Here is a 16976-nt window from a genome sequence, read left to right as displayed (position 1 = left end):
CTTCGCGTACAACCCAACCTATGAAAGTTGACAGAGAAAAGAGTGAGTTTCTTGATGATATGATTGAGCAATGGCAAAGTGATGGATTCATAAACGAAGAAACAAGTAATAAACTACGTAAAAGCTACGAAGCTAAAAATTTCGATTGGTTGAGATTAGCACAATATGCATTTTGGGTTGCCTTGGCCTGCGGATTTATTGCACTCGGCTCGCTATTAATCGATAACACCATACTCAATTATTTAAAACGCGTTTACAATACACCTAATATAGTTATCGCAATTGTATCAGGTGGTTTAGCAGCTTGGTTATATATTTTGGGTTTCAGAAGAAAGAAGAAACTGGCACATTTAAAATTTAGCAACGAAGCTATTGTATTTTCAGCAATTCTATTAACAGCCAACGCCATTGCTTATTTTGGTAAAGCCATTGATAACGGTTCGGGTAATTTTTCTATTCTTATATTGATTTCAGTTTTCATTTATGGCACTTTAGGATACATTTTTACCTCAAGATTAATCTGGATTTTTGCTTTAATATCTCTTGGTGCCTGGTTTGGAACAGAAACAGGTTATTTAAGCCGTTGGAATTATTATTTCCTCGGAATGAATTATCCATTACGTTTTGTAGTATTTGGTGCAGTGTTAACCGCAGCATCTTTCATAATGAAAGCGATACCGAAAACGCAGCATTTCTTTCAGGTAACCTACATAGCAGGGATGGTTTATCTTTTCATTTCTTTATGGGCATTATCTGTATTCGGCAACTTTGCCAGTTTAGAAGAATGGTATACCGTAAGGCAATTAAACCTATTTTATTGGGCTTTAATTTCTGCAGGAGTTTGTGTAGCTAGCACCGTTTTCGGATTAAAATACCATGATGATATTGCCAGAGAATTTGGGATTACTTTTCTCTTCATCAATCTTTATACCCGTTATTTCGAATATTTTTGGGATAGCTGGCATAAAGCTTTATTCTTTTCGGTATTAGCTGCATCTTTTTGGTTAATTGGTAGAAAAGCTGAGAAGATTTGGAATGTAGAGTTTTTGAAGTGAACACCAACTGATAAATTTTTCCTTACAATTATTAGTATAAAAATTAACTGTATTAAAATGAAAAGTAAATAACTTCGATACAGCTTAAAGATGGTCTATTAAAATAAAGCCATTCGTATTATTCTTGGTCAGGATAAAAGTGCATAAGTAGTAAAATATACCAAGCCAGGAAACAAGTAAGCAAATTTTTACTAGTATTATACCTCATTGTTAATGAACTAAAACCAAAGTATTAAATAAACGAGATTTTTTAAAAAAGGAAATCAATTTATTTCATTTCATTAACCACAAAATCAACAAAACCAAATTACTGATTCTTATTTTGGTTAATCGCCTAATGCAAGTTCTTTTAAAAAATGTCGTTATAGCTGTAATTATAAACAACTTGTTTGAATTAAATAAGCTGTTAAACCTAAATCAGTATAAAATGAATTTGACAAAAAATCTTCTGTTTACAGTGCTCATCGGATTATCTTCACTAACCATGTATTCTTGCAAAGCAAAAAAATTAGTGGTTAAACCTACTTCTGCACCCATAGAAAAAACTGCTACACCAGTTGAAGAAAAAAAACCAGAACCTGCACCTCAGAAGGAGCCTGAAAGATCTGCTCCAATTGAAAAACCTGATTTTAACTTAGATAATATTCAGTTTGAATTTAACTCATTCGTTTTAAAAACCTCTTCTTTCCCAATATTGGATAAAGCAGTAATGGAAATGAAAAAGTCGCCCGATACAAAATTTGTGCTTAATGGCCATTCATCGGCTGAAGGTACACCTGAACATAATATGTCATTATCGGTTGATAGGGCGAATGCGGTAAAATCTTATTTTGTAAATGCAGGTCTTAGTGCTTCTAATTTTACAATTGTTGGTCATGGCGAAAAAGAACCAATCAGCAGTAATAATACTGAAGAAGGAAGAATGGTAAACAGAAGGACTGATATTAAAGTTCAAAATTAATATATAGATATAAGGCATAAACTTATAAATTATAAGGATACTGTCTCATAAATCAATTTATCTTCGCAGCTTGTCACGTTGAGCTTGTCGAAATGCCTTAAAAGGCAGTTTTGTAAGTCCTTCGATAGGCTCCGGAAATATTTCGTATCTATGAGACAGCCTCTTTACAGTTAAATAAAATACGAAATTTTATTAAAATATAATTATTGACTGCTTCACGATCAAATAAGCTGCAAGAACAAACAAGAAAATAGCGATTGATTTATTAATAATTAGGCTGCTTAGTGCAAATTTCTCCTGAATATAGGTTGCGAAATGTGCATAAAAGTAAAGTGCTAGTGCTGACCCAAATCCCGAACCAACACTAAAAACTATCAGCGAAAGATAGTCTGTCTTAATCCATTCGTGAAGGATAACGTAGTTACCAAAAAACAACCAGAAAGGTATTTGAACAGGATTTAATACACCAAGTATTAAACCGTAAAGTACACTACCACTTCTTTTATCTTCTTTTTTTTTACTTGTTTTCGGAGCTTTTTTACGATTTACCCAGGTTATGGTTCCCATTACAATGAACATGAGAATCATAAAGCAATCTACCAAAGTTCCAAGTCTAACTTCACTTACTGCCGAATTAGGATTGATATCGCTCATCGCCCAACGGGCAAATCGCATCATACCAAATGTAAAACAGATTTCTATGCAAGAAAATGAAAGAATAAAATACCAAACCTGCCGCATACCCTTGTTTATAGCAAGCTGAGCTACAGTAAGATTAATATTACCAGGGGGGATATAACCCATGGCATTGAGCATGATGCCTAAGAAAAACGTTATAAAAAGCATTACCGAAATTATGGATTTAAATTTAAATGCGATGCTAAATATTTTCCGGTATAAGAATTTTTAGTTTTAGCCAATTCTTCAGGAACGCCTTCAAAAACCAACTTACCTCCGCCATCTCCCCCTTCAGGGCCAATATCAATCACCCAATCGGCACATTTTATCATATCCATATTATGCTCGATAACCAAAATGGTGTTGCCCTGTTCGATTAATGTATTTAGTGCTTTCAATAACTTTTTAATATCGTGAAAGTGTAAGCCAGTAGTCGGTTCATCAAAAATGAATAAGGTTTTATTTGCATTATTCCCTTTAATTAAAAACGATGCAAGTTTAATCCGTTGCGCTTCTCCGCCTGATAACGTATTTGATGATTGACCCAAATGGACATAACCTAAGCCAACATCAACCAGTGGATTTAATTTATTAAGGATTTTTTGTTCATCCTTGAAAAAATCGACAGCCTCGTCAATCGTCATTTCTAAAATTTCGGATACATTTTTTTCTTTGTAGGTAATATCCAAAACCTGCTGTTTAAATCGTTTACCGCTACAGGCTTCGCAAGGCAGATAAATATCGGCCATAAACTGCATCTCGATTTTAACTTCACCTTCGCCCTGGCAAACATCGCAACGACCACCCTCTACATTAAAAGAAAATGCGGCGGGCTTTAATCCTGCTGCTTTTGCTGCCGCCAAACCTGAAAACAATGCGCGAATATCATCCCAGGCTTTAACATAGGTAACCGGGTTTGATCGACTCGAACGGCCAATCGGATTCTGGTCTACCATTTCAACCTGGCTGATTAAATCTGTATTGCCAAAAATTCCGTCATAACTGCCCGTTTGTTCTCCAGCATAATTTCCGATTGCTTTCTGCAAGGCGGGATATAGAATCTTCTTCACTAAACTGGTTTTTCCTGAACCTGAAACACCACTTACAGCTGTAAAAACACCAAGAGGAAATTTTACATCGATATTTTGAAGGTTGTTTTCTCTTGCACCTTTAATTAAAATATGGTCTTTCCACTTGCGCCTTTTTTCAGGAATGGCAATTTTCTCCAATCCTGCCAAATACCTACCGGTTAAGCTTTTTTTATCTTTTAAAATTTCTTCGTAATCACCACTAAACACTAAGTTCCCTCCGTGGGTTCCAGCTTCTGGTCCGATATCAATAATGTAATCGGCAGCTCGCATCATTTCCTCCTCATGTTCTACAACGATTACCGTATTACCAACATTTTTAAGCGAAATCAAAACCTCAATTAATTTATTGGTATCTCGTGGATGTAAACCTATACTCGGTTCATCCAAAACGTAGATAGAACCAACCAAGCTACTTCCTAATGAAGTGGCTAGATTAATTCTTTGCGATTCACCACCGGACAAAGTATTTGATAATCGATTTAATGTCAAATAACCTAATCCAACATTATTTAAGTAAAGAAAACGGTTATCTATTTCTGCCAATAAACGTTTGGCTATTTTTGTATCATTAGCATTTAGTTTTAAATCGTTAAAGAAAATTAAAGCTTTTGATAACGGCATTAATACCACATCGATGATAGATTTTTCAGCAATTTTTACATAAGATGCATCTTTGCGTAACCGAGAGCCTTTACAATCCGGACATATCGTTTTTCCGCGATAGCGAGATAGCATTACGCGGTATTGAATTTTATACGTTTGCTCTTCTAACTCTTTAAAAAAAGCATCTAAACCTGCGAAGTGCTTGTTACCGCTCCACAATAATTGTTGTTCTTTTTCTGTTAATCCGCTGTATGAGCGATGTATCGGGAAATCAAATTTTGGTGCAGCTTTAATAAAATTTTGCACCCAAACATTCATTTTTTCTCCCCGCCATGGCGCAATTGCATTATCGTAAACACTTTTGCTTTTATCCGGAATAACCAAATCTTCATCAATACCAATTACATTTCCGTAGCCTTCGCAACGCTTACAAGCACCATAAGGATTATTAAAAGAGAAAAAATTGGGTGTTGGTTCTTCAAAACGTATTCCATCGAGCTCAAATCTATCGCTAAAATGCTTGGTTTTACCTTCTGCTTCAACATAACTATCACCTTTACCTTCAAAAAATGCGGTCTGCACTGAATCTGCCAAACGGCTAAGGGTTTCTTCTTCGTTATCGGTTACAATCCTATCGATTAATATCTGTACAGTTTTATCATCCGTTAATTCAACATCTTTAAAATTAGCATCATCTAAAACAGATTCTATTTTTTCAATTTTATTATCAATCAAAACCCTTAAAAAACCCTTTTGCAATAAAATGGCGAGTTCCTCTTTAATTGTACGGTTATTATGCGGATATAGCGGGCAAAAAATAGTAACTGTTGTATCTTCAGGTAAAGCACTTACATAATCTACAACTGTGCTTACCGAATCCTTTTTAACTTCCTTGCCAGAAATTGGAGAAATCGTTTTTCCAATACGGGAAAAAAGTAATTTTAAATAATCATATATTTCTGTTGATGTCCCTACCGTAGAGCGTGGATTGGAAGTGATTACCTTTTGTTCAATAGCAATTGCAGGCGCAATACCTTTAATATAATCTACATCAGGTTTGTTCATTCTACCCATAAATTGACGGGCGTAAGATGATAAACTTTCTACATAACGGCGCTGACCTTCAGCGTAAAGCGTATCGAAAGCGAGTGATGATTTGCCAGAACCTGACATACCTGTTATTACCACCAATTTATTTTTCGGAATGGCAACATCTATATTTTTAAGATTGTGCACACGCGCACCTTTAATGATTATATTTTTATGCGGATCTTTTTCGGCTTCTTTTTTGCTCATGTATTATAACAGATGTAAAATATAACCCTTTTTGGCATAATTGGGTTTTATAAATAATATACAAAAATAGGGTACTGAGGCCGTTAATTTATTTTTTAACATTTTATTTTTTGTTTTTTGATAAAAAAAACACTTTCTTTGAATATTAACAACCTCAAAACCAAACTAACACATTCAAAAAACATAGGAGAGCAGCTATAGAAATTAAACTTTTACAAATTAATTTTTAGCAAATAGTACGGGATTTAGTGTAGGTAAACCTATGAATTTACAATCATATAATGATCAAGACCTGGTAAAGTTATACGTTACTGGGAATGAGAACGGATTGCAGGAACTTTTACGAAGACATAAAAGCAAAATTTATACTTCTATCTATTTATTGGTTAAAGACCAATATCTGGCGGAAGATATTTTTCAAGACACTTTTATCAAAGTAATAAATACACTGCGGTCAGGACGATATAACGAGGAAGGTAAGTTCTTACCTTGGGTAATGCGTATTGCGCACAATCTGGTCATCGATTATTTCAGAAAAGAGAAGCGCACGCCTATCATCACGAGTTCAGATGGTATGGATGTATTCAATATGCTACACTTTTATGATGAAAGTGCAGAAGAAAAAATGCTCCGCGACCAAACACATAAAGATTTAAAAGCGATGATTCATTTATTACCAGATGAACAGAAAGAAGTTCTTTTAATGCGTCACTATGCTGATTTGAGTTTCAAAGAAATTGCCGATTTAACCGATGTAAGTATTAATACTGCCTTAGGCCGGATGAGATATGCATTAAGCAATTTGCGCAAGATGCTTAAAACTAAAGAGATGACATATAAAGGGTAACGGATATATTACATAAAATGTTTTAGGGTTTAAAATAAAGCATAATAACTATCGTTAAGTTTATAAAACAATAACATTTAGTTGCTTATGACAAAAACCTCTACATCAAAAACAAATGTAAATTTACCTACCCAAAACATGTTTCAGTCAACAATTGATAATGAATCTGATGCGGAAATCGACTTATTTTACGAACAAATAAAAAGTAAGTTAGATGGATTAATTAAAAATCCTTCCGATGAATCGATAGGCAGAATATTAGCCTACAGCAAAAAGAAGTAATTTACACGAGCTAAAAAGCTGCATCACAAAGTGAAGCAGCTTTTTTTATGCCTTTCATTTACACTTTTATTACAAATTCTTCTTTCAAAAGCTATACCTTTGCTTAGTGTAATTTTAACACTAAGTATCGCTATGAACAAGAACTTACTTCCACTCACTTTAGGCGGTTTAGGCATAGGCATAACAGAATTTGTTATGATGGGCCTACTACCCGATATTGCAAAAGATTTAAATGTAACCATTCCAAAGGCTGGGCATTTAATTTCTGCGTATGCATTAGGTGTTGTAATTGGTGCACCATTGCTAATCATGATTGCAGGAAAATATCCACCGAAAAAGATTTTAATTGCTTTAATGGTTATGTTCACCGTGTTTAATGCATTTTCGGCCTTTGCTCCTACTTTTAATACACTATTTGTTGCTCGCTTCTTATCAGGATTGCCGCATGGTGCCTTTTTTGGTGTAGGTTCTGTAGTTGCTAGTCGCATAGCCGAAAAAGGAAAAACCGCACAGGCAGTATCTTTAATGTTTATGGGTTTAACCATTGCTAACATTGTTGGTGTGCCGTTGGGTACATTTATTGGTCATAATTTTTCTTGGCGAATTTCTTTTGCCGTTGTTGTTTTTGTTGGACTTGTTACTTTATTGAGCCTGAAACTTTGGTTACCTGCATTGGCAGCTACAAAAAACAGAGATTTAAAAGCGGAACTAAGTTTTTTTAAAAAACGAGAGGCATGGATAATCATCTTTATGATATCTATAGGTACCGGCGGCCTATTCACCTGGTATAGTTACATCGCACCTTTAATGACAGAAGTAGCCGGATTTTCACCAAATGCAGTAACCTATATTTTAATGCTAGCTGGTTTCGGTATGATGGTTGGAAATTATATTGGAGGCATACTTGCCGATAAGTTTTCGCCGGCAAAGGCATCGGCTGCACTATTAATAACAATGGCCGTAACGCTTACAATTGTTCATTTTATATCTGCAAGCCAGCCATTGGCATTAATAATGACTTTTGTTACTGGTGCTGTTTCATTTGCCTTAGCTGCCCCAATTCAAATGTTAATGATTCAAAGCGCAAAAGGTTCAGAAATGCTGGCCGCATCTGCTAGTCAGGCCAGTTTTAACATTGGTAATGCTTTAGGCGCATTTTTTGGTGGCCTTCCTCTTGTTTACGGTTTTGACTATACATCACCTGCTTATGTGGGTGCTGCAATGGCTTTGGTTGGTTCTTTCTTTGCATTTTGGCTAATAAAAAGTACCCAAACCACAACTGATGAGGTTAAGATGCCGGTAACTTCATTTCATTAATTTTTGAAAACGAAGGTTACTGCAATAAAAAATTGTTACTCCTGCTGTTCGCTGTAGCCTCGCAAAAAAGCTCGGGCTGCCGCTACCATCAGGTTTAAAAACAAAAGATTGTGCACCCAGCAAACCGTTAAAATGGAACACTACATTTGCAAATATAGCCCCGATTGAAGCGAGCACGTAGCAACAGCCATTTCGGCTGTTAGCGAAGTAAAGCGTAAAACGGGAACAAATTTAGTTTCTTATACAAGCCTTGCGCTACTAAATTATAAACCGCAGGATATATTTAAACCAGTTTGAAATTATTTTGGAAATGAAAAGGCAGTACTTATGGAGATCTTCAGCCCTGCTGTTCGCTGTAGCCTCGCAAGAAAGCTCGGCTGCCGCTGCCATCATGTTTAAAATTAATGGTAATTAACGTTGATTCAAATTTACAACCTTGATAGCGGCGAAGGTTTTCAGAACCATTTTGAGTTTATTAATTCTGATTATAACAATATAGTTTTTATTGCAGCCACCGTAAATATCAAAACCAAAGCATACGATAGAAAAAATTTTTGTGCCGAATATTTTAAAGATTTAAAAAAAAGATACAGCGACAAGCAGGATGAAAGCACCAAGTCACAAATTTGATTTTTCTAATAATTACTAAGCTTTATAAATCTGCTTGTTATATTTGCCGATGCTTAAAAAAGAACGTTATAAACTTTTTGTAGAACATTTTTCGGCGAAGCAGCCCGATGCAGAAACGGAGTTACATTACAATAATCCCTATCAACTATTAGTGGCAGTAATTCTTTCTGCTCAATGCACCGATAAGCGAATTAACATGGTTACTCCTGCATTGTTTCAACGTTTCCCAAATGCTAAAGCACTTGCCGAGGTTACTCCAGATATCGTTTTTGATTACATAAAAAGTATAAGTTACCCTAACAACAAAGCCAAACATTTGGTTGGAATGGCAAATATTCTGGTAAATCAATTTAACGAAGTTGTACCATCTGATGTTGATGAGTTGCAGAAAATGCCAGGGGTTGGGCGTAAAACAGCGAATGTAATTGCATCTGTTATTTATAATGCTCCGGCAATGGCGGTAGATACGCATGTGTTTAGGGTGGCCAACCGACTTGGCTTAACCAATGGAAAAACCCCTCTAGCCGTAGAAAAAGATTTAGTTAAAAACCTTCCTGAACATGATATTCACATTGCCCACCATTGGCTTATTTTACATGGCAGATATGTTTGTGTTGCCAGAAATCCTAAATGTGCTGTATGTGAGATTACTTATATGTGCCGCTATTTTGAAAGATTAATGGCACAAAACGAACGGGATAAATTGAAGGGCTGAGGATTGAGTTAAGATCGAGGCTGAGGGTAAGATTGAGATTAAGGCTGAGGCTGAGGTTAAGGCTGAGGTTGAGATTGAACTAATTTAATACAACACATAACCCACAGTCTGTAACTCATAACTTAAAAAAAAATAAAAAATACTATTGATATTAGCTAAAAAACAATTAACTTAGCTAAATATTTTAGTAACATAAATTATTTAACATACGACCACTTTAGCCGATAATCAATTATATTTACGCAATCAAAAAATGAAAAAAGATATGAGTACTGCGAATCCTGACAAACTAAAAGCCCTACAATTAACTTTAGATAAATTAGAGAAATCTTATGGTAAAGGAACGATAATGAAACTTGGCGATACAGCCATAGAGCCTATAGACTTTATTTCTACCGGTTCAATTAGTTTAGATATTGCTTTAGGTATTGGTGGCGTTCCCAAAGGTAGAGTAATAGAAATTTATGGGCCAGAATCATCAGGTAAAACTACCTTAGCTACCCATATAATCGCAGAAGCACAAAAAAAAGGTGGCATTGCAGCATTTATTGATGCAGAGCATGCTTTTGACCAGTTTTACGCTAAGAAACTTGGTGTTGATACAGACAATTTATTAATCTCTCAACCCGATAATGGAGAGCAGGCACTAGAAATTGCAGATAATTTAATTCGCTCTGGCGCTATTGATGTTATCGTTATTGACTCGGTTGCTGCCCTGGTACCAAAAAGTGAGATTGAAGGCGAAATGGGCGACAGTAAAATGGGGTTACATGCCCGTTTAATGAGTCAGGCCTTACGTAAATTAACAGGAACGATTTCAAAAACCGGATGTTGCTGTATTTTTATTAACCAGTTACGTGATAAAATAGGCGTAATGTTTGGTAACCCTGAAACGACTACAGGTGGTAATGCATTAAAATTTTATGCTTCAGTTCGTTTAGATATTCGTCGTATTTCTCAAATTAAAGATTCTGACGAAGTTTCTGGTAACCGAGTAAAAGTTAAAATCGTTAAAAATAAAGTTGCTCCACCTTTCCGTATCGCAGAATTTGATGTGATGTTTGGTGAAGGTATTTCTAAAAACGGCGAGATTGTAGATTTAGGTGTAGATTTTGGAATTATTAAAAAAGCAGGTTCATGGTATTCATACGGAGATACTAAATTAGGTCAGGGTAGAGATGCAGTTAAACAACTTTTAAGTGATAATCCAGAATTGGCTGATGAATTAGAAGTTAAAATTAAAGCCGAAGTAACAGGCGATAAACTTGAAGAAAAATAATCTTCAAAATTTTAAAAAAGCGGCTGTCTCATAAATACTAAATGTTATCCTGAGCCTGTAGAAGGACCTGTAAAACTGCCTTTTAAGGCGTTTCGACAAGCTCAACTTGACAAGGTGCAAAGATAAATTGATTTATGAGACAGGCTCTTTTTTTAACTATAAGTTAGCTATTATCCTGACTAAAAATAGCGTTAAAATCTTTCGTTATGTAAACGATTACCAAAATTGCTGCTATTAACAAAGCACCTAAAATGATAACTCCCCAGCTCCCTTTTAATTTATTTTTGTCTTTCCTAATCAGATAGTATAAAATTCCCATCAAAGGAATTGCGCAAACTATCCAAAATACTAATGATGCTCCTGTCATATAATTCAATTTTCAGTTGGCAATTTTCAAACCAACAATAAACAATTTAGCAATAAAATAATTATCCAGTTTACAGTTCTCAATTATAAGTTAACCTGCTAACCAATCTCAACAATTATTCAGTTTTCCACTTTGAGATCAATAATTCAGCGATAAAACAATTAATAAATTTACCGTTCTCAATTACAAGTTTCATTTAACCAACTTATAAACAATTAACCTTACTTAAAACTCCATTCTTGCCATTGGAGAAACTTCCTGTCCTACAAAATCTTGTTTTAAAAATTTGTGGTAACCTGCAATTGCAATCATTCCTGCATTATCTGTACAATATTGAAACGCAGGAATATAAACTTTCCATCCCAATTCAACAGCGGTTTCTTGTAATGTGTTCCTTAAACCAGAGTTAGCAGAAACACCACCAGCAATGGCAATTTCTGTAATTCCAAATTGCTTTGCTGCTTTTTTCAATTTATTCATCAAAATCTGAATAATGCTAAACTGAACTGAGGCACAAATATCATTTAAATTTTCTACGATAAAATTAGCGTTTTCCTGTTCTTGTTTCCGGATAAAATAAAGTATAGAAGTTTTAAAACCACTAAAACTAAAATTTAAATTGTCAATTCTTGGTTCGGCAAACTTATATGCTGCGGCGTTTCCCAATTGTGCATGCTTGTCAATTAATGGTCCGCCAGGATAAGGAAGTTGCAAAATTTTAGCTGTTTTATCAAAAGCTTCTCCTGCTGCATCATCTAAAGTTTCGCCTACAATTTCCATATCAAAATAATCTTTCACCAGCACAATTTGAGTATGGCCACCAGAAACCGTTAAGCACAAAAAAGGAAAGCTAGGTTTAGGATCATCAATAAAATGAGCTAATATGTGTGCATGCATGTGATTGACAGAAATTAGCGGTATATTTAAAGCCAACGCAAAAGATTTGGCAAAAGAAACACCCACTAAAAGCGAACCCAATAAACCCGGACCACGTGTAAAAGCTACAGCATTTATGTCTTGTTTTGTAACCTTTGCATTTATCAACGCCTGATGAACTGCCGGAACGATATTCTGTTGATGTACCCTTGAAGCCAATTCAGGGATTACACCACCATAATTTTCATGAATTGTTTGGTTTGCAATAACATTGGCCGTAATTTTGCCGTTGTTACAAATAGCGACAGATGTATCATCGCAAGAGGACTCGATAGCAAGTATAACAGACAAATTATTTTTATTTAAGCTGCAAAATTATTAAAAAACTATTTAAAATACTCCTTTGGGTAATTGCATCAATAATTTTGTTGCTAGCGCTACTAATCTTTTCGTTGCAATTTAAATCTGTTCAAACTTATTTTGCACAAAGAGCAGCGGCATATTTATCAAAAGAGCTTAATACTACTGTTTCAATTAAGAGCCTTTACATAAAGCCATTCAAATCTATTGTTTTTGAAGAGTTATTAGTTTTAGATCTTCAAAAAGATACTTTATTAAATGCTCCTAATTTCATGGTTGATCTCAATAATCTTTCTATAGAAAAGAAAATAATTGATATCAATACCGTCCAAATTAATAATGGGACGTTCTTTTTTAAAGAATTCAAAGATAATTCATCCAATCTTGATTTCATCATTAATTATTTTGATTCTGGTAAGCCGAGTGTAAAAGATCCGAAAAAGAAGCCTTACAAAATAGATTTCGGCAGAATTATCATCAACAAACTAAATTTTAAATACAAAAACTTTAAAGCAAAAAATTTAACTCAAGGGAAAAGTGTAAATTTTGATAATGTAGATGTTAAAGAGCTAAGTGTAATTTTAGAGGGATTAGACACAAAAAATCATCTGTTTAAAACCAACATTAAAAACCTGACGCTGAAAGAAAAGAGCGGTTTCTATTTAAAAAATTTAAGCGCAGAAACTACCGTAGATTCTAATGCCATTGAGCTAAAAAATCTTTTGCTGGTTACCAATCAAAGTCGGTTAACTAATTATTATCAAATGAAGTTTAACACCTTCAAGGATTTTAATAAATACATTGATAATGTTAGGATGAAAGCTGTTTTTAAAGATAGTCACATTACATGTAAAGACATTGCATTTTTTGCTCCTGAAATGAATTCTATGAAACTCGACATAGATGTTGATGGGCAAATTACAGGCTTAGTTAATAATTTAAAAGCAAAGAAACTATCTATTAAAGCGGGTAAGGCAACTTACATAAAAGGTGATTTTATTATAAAAGGTTTACCCAAGTGGAAAGAAACTTTTATGGATTTGAACATCGAAATGGCCGGAACTAATAAAACGGACCTCGACGAGGTACTTGCAGGAATAACTGGAAACAATAAAAAACTGGTTCCAATTATTGTAAACAAATTCGGAAACATTAATTTTAATGGCAGTTTTACGGGCTTTCAAAACGATTTTATAGCCTACGGAGAGTTTAAAACTAAAATAGGAAGAATCGTTTCTGATGTGAATATGAAAATCGATAAGAATAATATTCCATCGTACACAGGAAATGTAAAAACTTACGATTTTAATTTAGGCAATTTAATTGATGAAAAAAGTTTAGGTAAAATAACTTCCTCACTTTATGTAAAAGGTAGAGGTACAGAATTAAACCATTTAACAGAAAAACTAAATGGTGATATCACCTACATCGATTTTAACAATTACCGCTACAGAAACGTAAAAGTTGATGGTACTTTTGAAAATAAATATTTTGATGGAAAACTGAGCATCAATGATAAAAACATAAAATTGCTTTTCGATGGAGGTGTAAACTTAAATCCGAAATTACCAGTTTTTAATTTTAACGCGACAATTACCGGAGCAAAACTGAAGGCACTGAATCTGATGAAAGATTCGTTAAGGGTTGATGCAAAATTTACTACCAATTTCTCGGGTACAAACCTTAATAACATTGAAGGAAGATTGCTTATACAGGAAATTACTTTAAAAAACCCTAAAGGAACGTATAGCATTGATTCAGTTGAGTTAACAGCAAATGGTACTGGTGTAGCAAGAAACTTAACCATTAAATCTGATATTCTAGATGCCAGTATTAATGGAAAATATGATCTAAATTCTATTGGCTCTTACTACAAAGCCATCGCGAAAACATATGTACCATCTTTTCAAACAAAAATCATCAAATTTAACGAACAGATTTTTCAATTCAATTTAAAGATTAAGAAATTTGAACCACTTGCTCAATTGATCTCTCCTGGTTTAGAAATGGAGGAAGGTGCTAATTTTATTGGAAACTTCGATTCAAGAAATAATACTGCAACGCTGAATGGTTTTGTAAAGAATTTAAAATATCAAGGCATTGTTGTAAATAATATCATTGTGGATGAAAATACAACTCCACAACAATTACAGCTAAATATAACTTCGGATAAAGTTCAGATAAACGATAGTTTGTTTATAAAAGATGTGAATATTTCTAACATTCTCCGTAACGATAGTCTGGCTTTTAACTTAAAAATGTCAAGTGCTCAGGAAGAAAATCAATTGGATTTAAACGGCTTGGTAGAATTTACTAAAAACCAGGATACTACTGCACGGTTAAGCGTTTTACCATCTATTTTAAAAATAAACAAAGAAGAATGGCTTATTCAGGAAAAGGTTCGAATTATATTAAATAATGGTAAAACGGAAATTAAAAACTTTGATTTAACAAATGGAAACCAGAAACTTACCGTAGATGGCTTAATATCTGAAGATCCGAAGGATTTGCTAAAAGTTGGCTTTAAAGATTTTAGTTTAAAAACAATTAATCCATTTTCTAAAGGCTTTGGTGTAAAACTAGCAGGGAACGTAAACGGAGAAACGAATTTATATGGAATTTTGAAAGCGCCAAAAATTAATGATAATATTAAAATAGACTCCTTAAATTTCAATGATATTTACATTGGCACGCTAACAGATACCTCTTCATTTAGTAGTGAAGAGAAGAAAATTAATGTTTTTACCAATGTAATGGCCGATGGTTCTGAAACCTTTAAGTTAACCGGAAACCTAGATTTAAAAGAAAAAGATATTGATTTAAGTGTTAAAATGGACGATAGCAAACTAACCATTTTTGAACCTTTTGTTAAAAAACTCGTTTCTAAACTTAAAGGAAACGTATCATCTGATTTAACTGTAAAAGGTAAATTGGATAACCCCAAAATTAACGGAACACTTTCTTTAGATAAGGGCGAACTTATGGTTAATTACCTGAAAACAACATATGTTATTTCTGATGAGGTGAATGTTGTAAATAGTGTAATTGAACTTGATGACTTTAAACTTTCTGACATAGAAGGAAATGAGGGTGTTGCAAATGGCTCTGTTGATTTAAACAATATTGACGACCCTACTCTGAGTGTAACTGTAGATGCCAACAATTTTATGGCACTAAACACCACTGCAAAAGATAATTCTGTTTACTACGGAAAGGCTTACGGAACTGGGAAGTTCAAGTTTACAGGACCAACCAGTAAAATGAGAATTGATATAAAAGCAAAAACTGAGAAGGGTACCGTTTTTAATTTACCACTAAACAGTTCGGAAACGGTTTCTGATAAAGATTTTATAAATTTCGTGAGTAGAGATTCTGCCAAAGTTGTTAAAAAAACAACCACTTTTGATGGATTAACCTTAACATTTAAATTAACAATTGATCCGAACACTACGGCCAATATTTTTACAACCCTTGGAAATTTAAGCGGAAAAGGAAATGCTGAATTAAACCTCAACATTAATAGTTTGGGCGATTTCGAAATGTCTGGCGATTATATTATTGAAACTGGTAGCTTTGATTTTACGGCTCAAGAAGTAATTAATAAAAAATTTGAGATAAGACAAGGAGGAACCATCAGGTGGACGGGAAATCCAACAGCTGCACAAATAAACCTTAAAGCCGTTTATGCTTTGAGAGCAAGTTTAAATGAATTATTTAAAGCTGCAAACAGAGATGCAAGTGCAAATGCCAATCAAAGGGTTAATACTGAAGTTGAGATGGGATTAACAGGCTTACTCTTGCAACCAGATATTAAATTAGACATTAACTTTCCATCTAACCCGGCAATTAAAGAAGAGTTACAAACTTATTTTAGCGATCAAAACAACTTAAACCTTCAGGCATTCAGCTTAATTATCAGGAGAAGCTTCGCCCCTGGTAATGGAGGTGAATCTATTGGCAAACAATTAGGTTCAAGTGTTTCAAGCACAGCTACCGAACTGGTATTCAACCAGTTCAATAATGTACTTTCCTCTTTAAATTTAAACTTTGTCGATTTAAACGTAAAATCTTTAAGTGAGGCGAATGCGTCATTCAAATTCTTTAATGATAGGCTGATTATTAATGCAGGCATTGTTGATAGGAACAGTTTAAGTGATTTTACCGTTATCGATTTTTCGAAAAATAACGTGGGTAGTGAGGTTGAAGCCTTATTCCTGATTAAGAAGGATGGAAGTTTGACGGGTAAATTGGCCAATAAACCTCCAACTCAACAAAGCATTTTCTTAAACAGTGGAATCAGTGCCACGGCAAATGTAACCTCAATAGGATTAGTTTATACGCAGCAATTTGATACTTTTAAAGAATTTTTGCAGAAATTAACTGGTGCTTACAGAAAAAATTTGAGAAAGAAACAAGATGAACAGCCTGTTAAGAAAACGCTTAATAAAGAAGCAATTATAAATGAAACTAAAAATAATCCACGCCGTTAAAGCGGAGATTATTTTTAACTTTTATGCTGTTAACCTGAGAGTTCGATTCTTAAACTTAATACTTTGCTATTTTATCGCCGTATTGCTTGTACGATACGTCTTGCTGAATTTACTTCAGCATCTTTCCTG

12 protein-coding genes are annotated in these 16976 nt (G+C 34.1%); 8 read left to right on the top strand and 4 right to left on the bottom strand.

Annotation, left to right across the window (positions count from 1 at the left end; genetic code table 11):
- Positions 1 to 20: 20 nt before the first annotated feature.
- Together IEV50_RS12900 and IEV50_RS12895 are read left to right on the top strand one after the other, a co-directional pair.
- Positions 21 to 1055, top strand: coding sequence for a DUF2157 domain-containing protein (locus IEV50_RS12900; protein WP_188414970.1), 1035 nt, complete (start codon positions 21 to 23; stop codon positions 1053 to 1055).
- A gap of 427 nt (positions 1056 to 1482) precedes the next feature.
- Complete coding sequence (locus IEV50_RS12895) at positions 1483 to 2016, top strand: OmpA family protein (RefSeq protein ID WP_188414969.1); 534 nt, start codon at positions 1483 to 1485, stop codon at positions 2014 to 2016.
- A gap of 192 nt (positions 2017 to 2208) precedes the next feature.
- On the opposite strand, the gene IEV50_RS12890 is transcribed toward IEV50_RS12895, so the two are convergent.
- Both IEV50_RS12890 and uvrA read right to left on the bottom strand, forming a co-directional pair.
- On the bottom strand, positions 2209 to 2862 hold the full coding sequence (locus IEV50_RS12890; protein WP_188414968.1) for a LysE family transporter: 654 nt from the start codon (positions 2860 to 2862) through the stop codon (positions 2209 to 2211).
- An 8-nt stretch (positions 2863 to 2870) separates the two neighbouring features.
- Positions 2871 to 5684, bottom strand: coding sequence for an excinuclease ABC subunit UvrA (gene uvrA, locus IEV50_RS12885; protein WP_188414967.1), 2814 nt, complete (start codon positions 5682 to 5684; stop codon positions 2871 to 2873).
- A 262-nt stretch (positions 5685 to 5946) separates the two neighbouring features.
- Here uvrA and IEV50_RS12880 point away from each other — a divergent pair, with 262 nt between their 5' ends.
- From IEV50_RS12880 to recA, 5 genes are all read left to right on the top strand, one after another.
- Positions 5947 to 6531 carry an RNA polymerase sigma factor gene (locus IEV50_RS12880; RefSeq protein WP_188414966.1) on the top strand — a complete coding sequence of 195 codons (585 nt, stop codon included), beginning with the start codon at positions 5947 to 5949 and terminating at the stop codon, positions 6529 to 6531.
- 87 nt (positions 6532 to 6618) lie between these two features.
- Positions 6619 to 6813 (top strand): hypothetical protein, encoded by a 195-nt coding sequence (locus IEV50_RS12875; protein ID WP_188414965.1) that lies wholly within the window; start codon positions 6619 to 6621, stop codon positions 6811 to 6813.
- A gap of 132 nt (positions 6814 to 6945) precedes the next feature.
- On the top strand, positions 6946 to 8130 hold the full coding sequence (locus IEV50_RS12870) for an MFS transporter (RefSeq protein ID WP_188414964.1): 1185 nt from the start codon (positions 6946 to 6948) through the stop codon (positions 8128 to 8130).
- A 679-nt stretch (positions 8131 to 8809) separates the two neighbouring features.
- Positions 8810 to 9475 carry an endonuclease III gene (gene nth, locus IEV50_RS12865; RefSeq protein ID WP_188414963.1) on the top strand — a complete coding sequence of 222 codons (666 nt, stop codon included), beginning with the start codon at positions 8810 to 8812 and terminating at the stop codon, positions 9473 to 9475.
- Between the two features lie 265 nt (positions 9476 to 9740).
- On the top strand, positions 9741 to 10754 hold the full coding sequence (gene recA, locus IEV50_RS12860) for a recombinase RecA (RefSeq protein WP_188415206.1): 1014 nt from the start codon (positions 9741 to 9743) through the stop codon (positions 10752 to 10754).
- A 163-nt stretch (positions 10755 to 10917) separates the two neighbouring features.
- Here recA and IEV50_RS12855 read toward each other — a convergent pair whose 3' ends face one another.
- Positions 10918 to 11121 (bottom strand): hypothetical protein, encoded by a 204-nt coding sequence (locus IEV50_RS12855; protein WP_188414962.1) that lies wholly within the window; start codon positions 11119 to 11121, stop codon positions 10918 to 10920.
- A gap of 225 nt (positions 11122 to 11346) precedes the next feature.
- Positions 11347 to 12348, bottom strand: coding sequence for a tRNA (adenosine(37)-N6)-threonylcarbamoyltransferase complex transferase subunit TsaD (gene tsaD / locus IEV50_RS12850; RefSeq protein WP_188414960.1), 1002 nt, complete (start codon positions 12346 to 12348; stop codon positions 11347 to 11349).
- Between the two features lie 101 nt (positions 12349 to 12449).
- On the opposite strand from tsaD, the gene IEV50_RS12845 reads away from it, so the two are divergent.
- On the top strand, positions 12450 to 16847 hold the full coding sequence (locus IEV50_RS12845; protein ID WP_229746725.1) for a translocation/assembly module TamB domain-containing protein: 4398 nt from the start codon (positions 12450 to 12452) through the stop codon (positions 16845 to 16847).
- Positions 16848 to 16976 lie beyond the last annotated feature (129 nt).

Source organism: Pedobacter mendelii (assembly GCF_014635725.1).
GTDB classification, from domain to species: Bacteria; Bacteroidota; Bacteroidia; order Sphingobacteriales; family Sphingobacteriaceae; genus Pedobacter; species Pedobacter mendelii.
The sequence above is the reverse complement of the archived record's forward strand: the minus strand, read 5'-3'. Positions and strand labels throughout refer to the sequence as shown.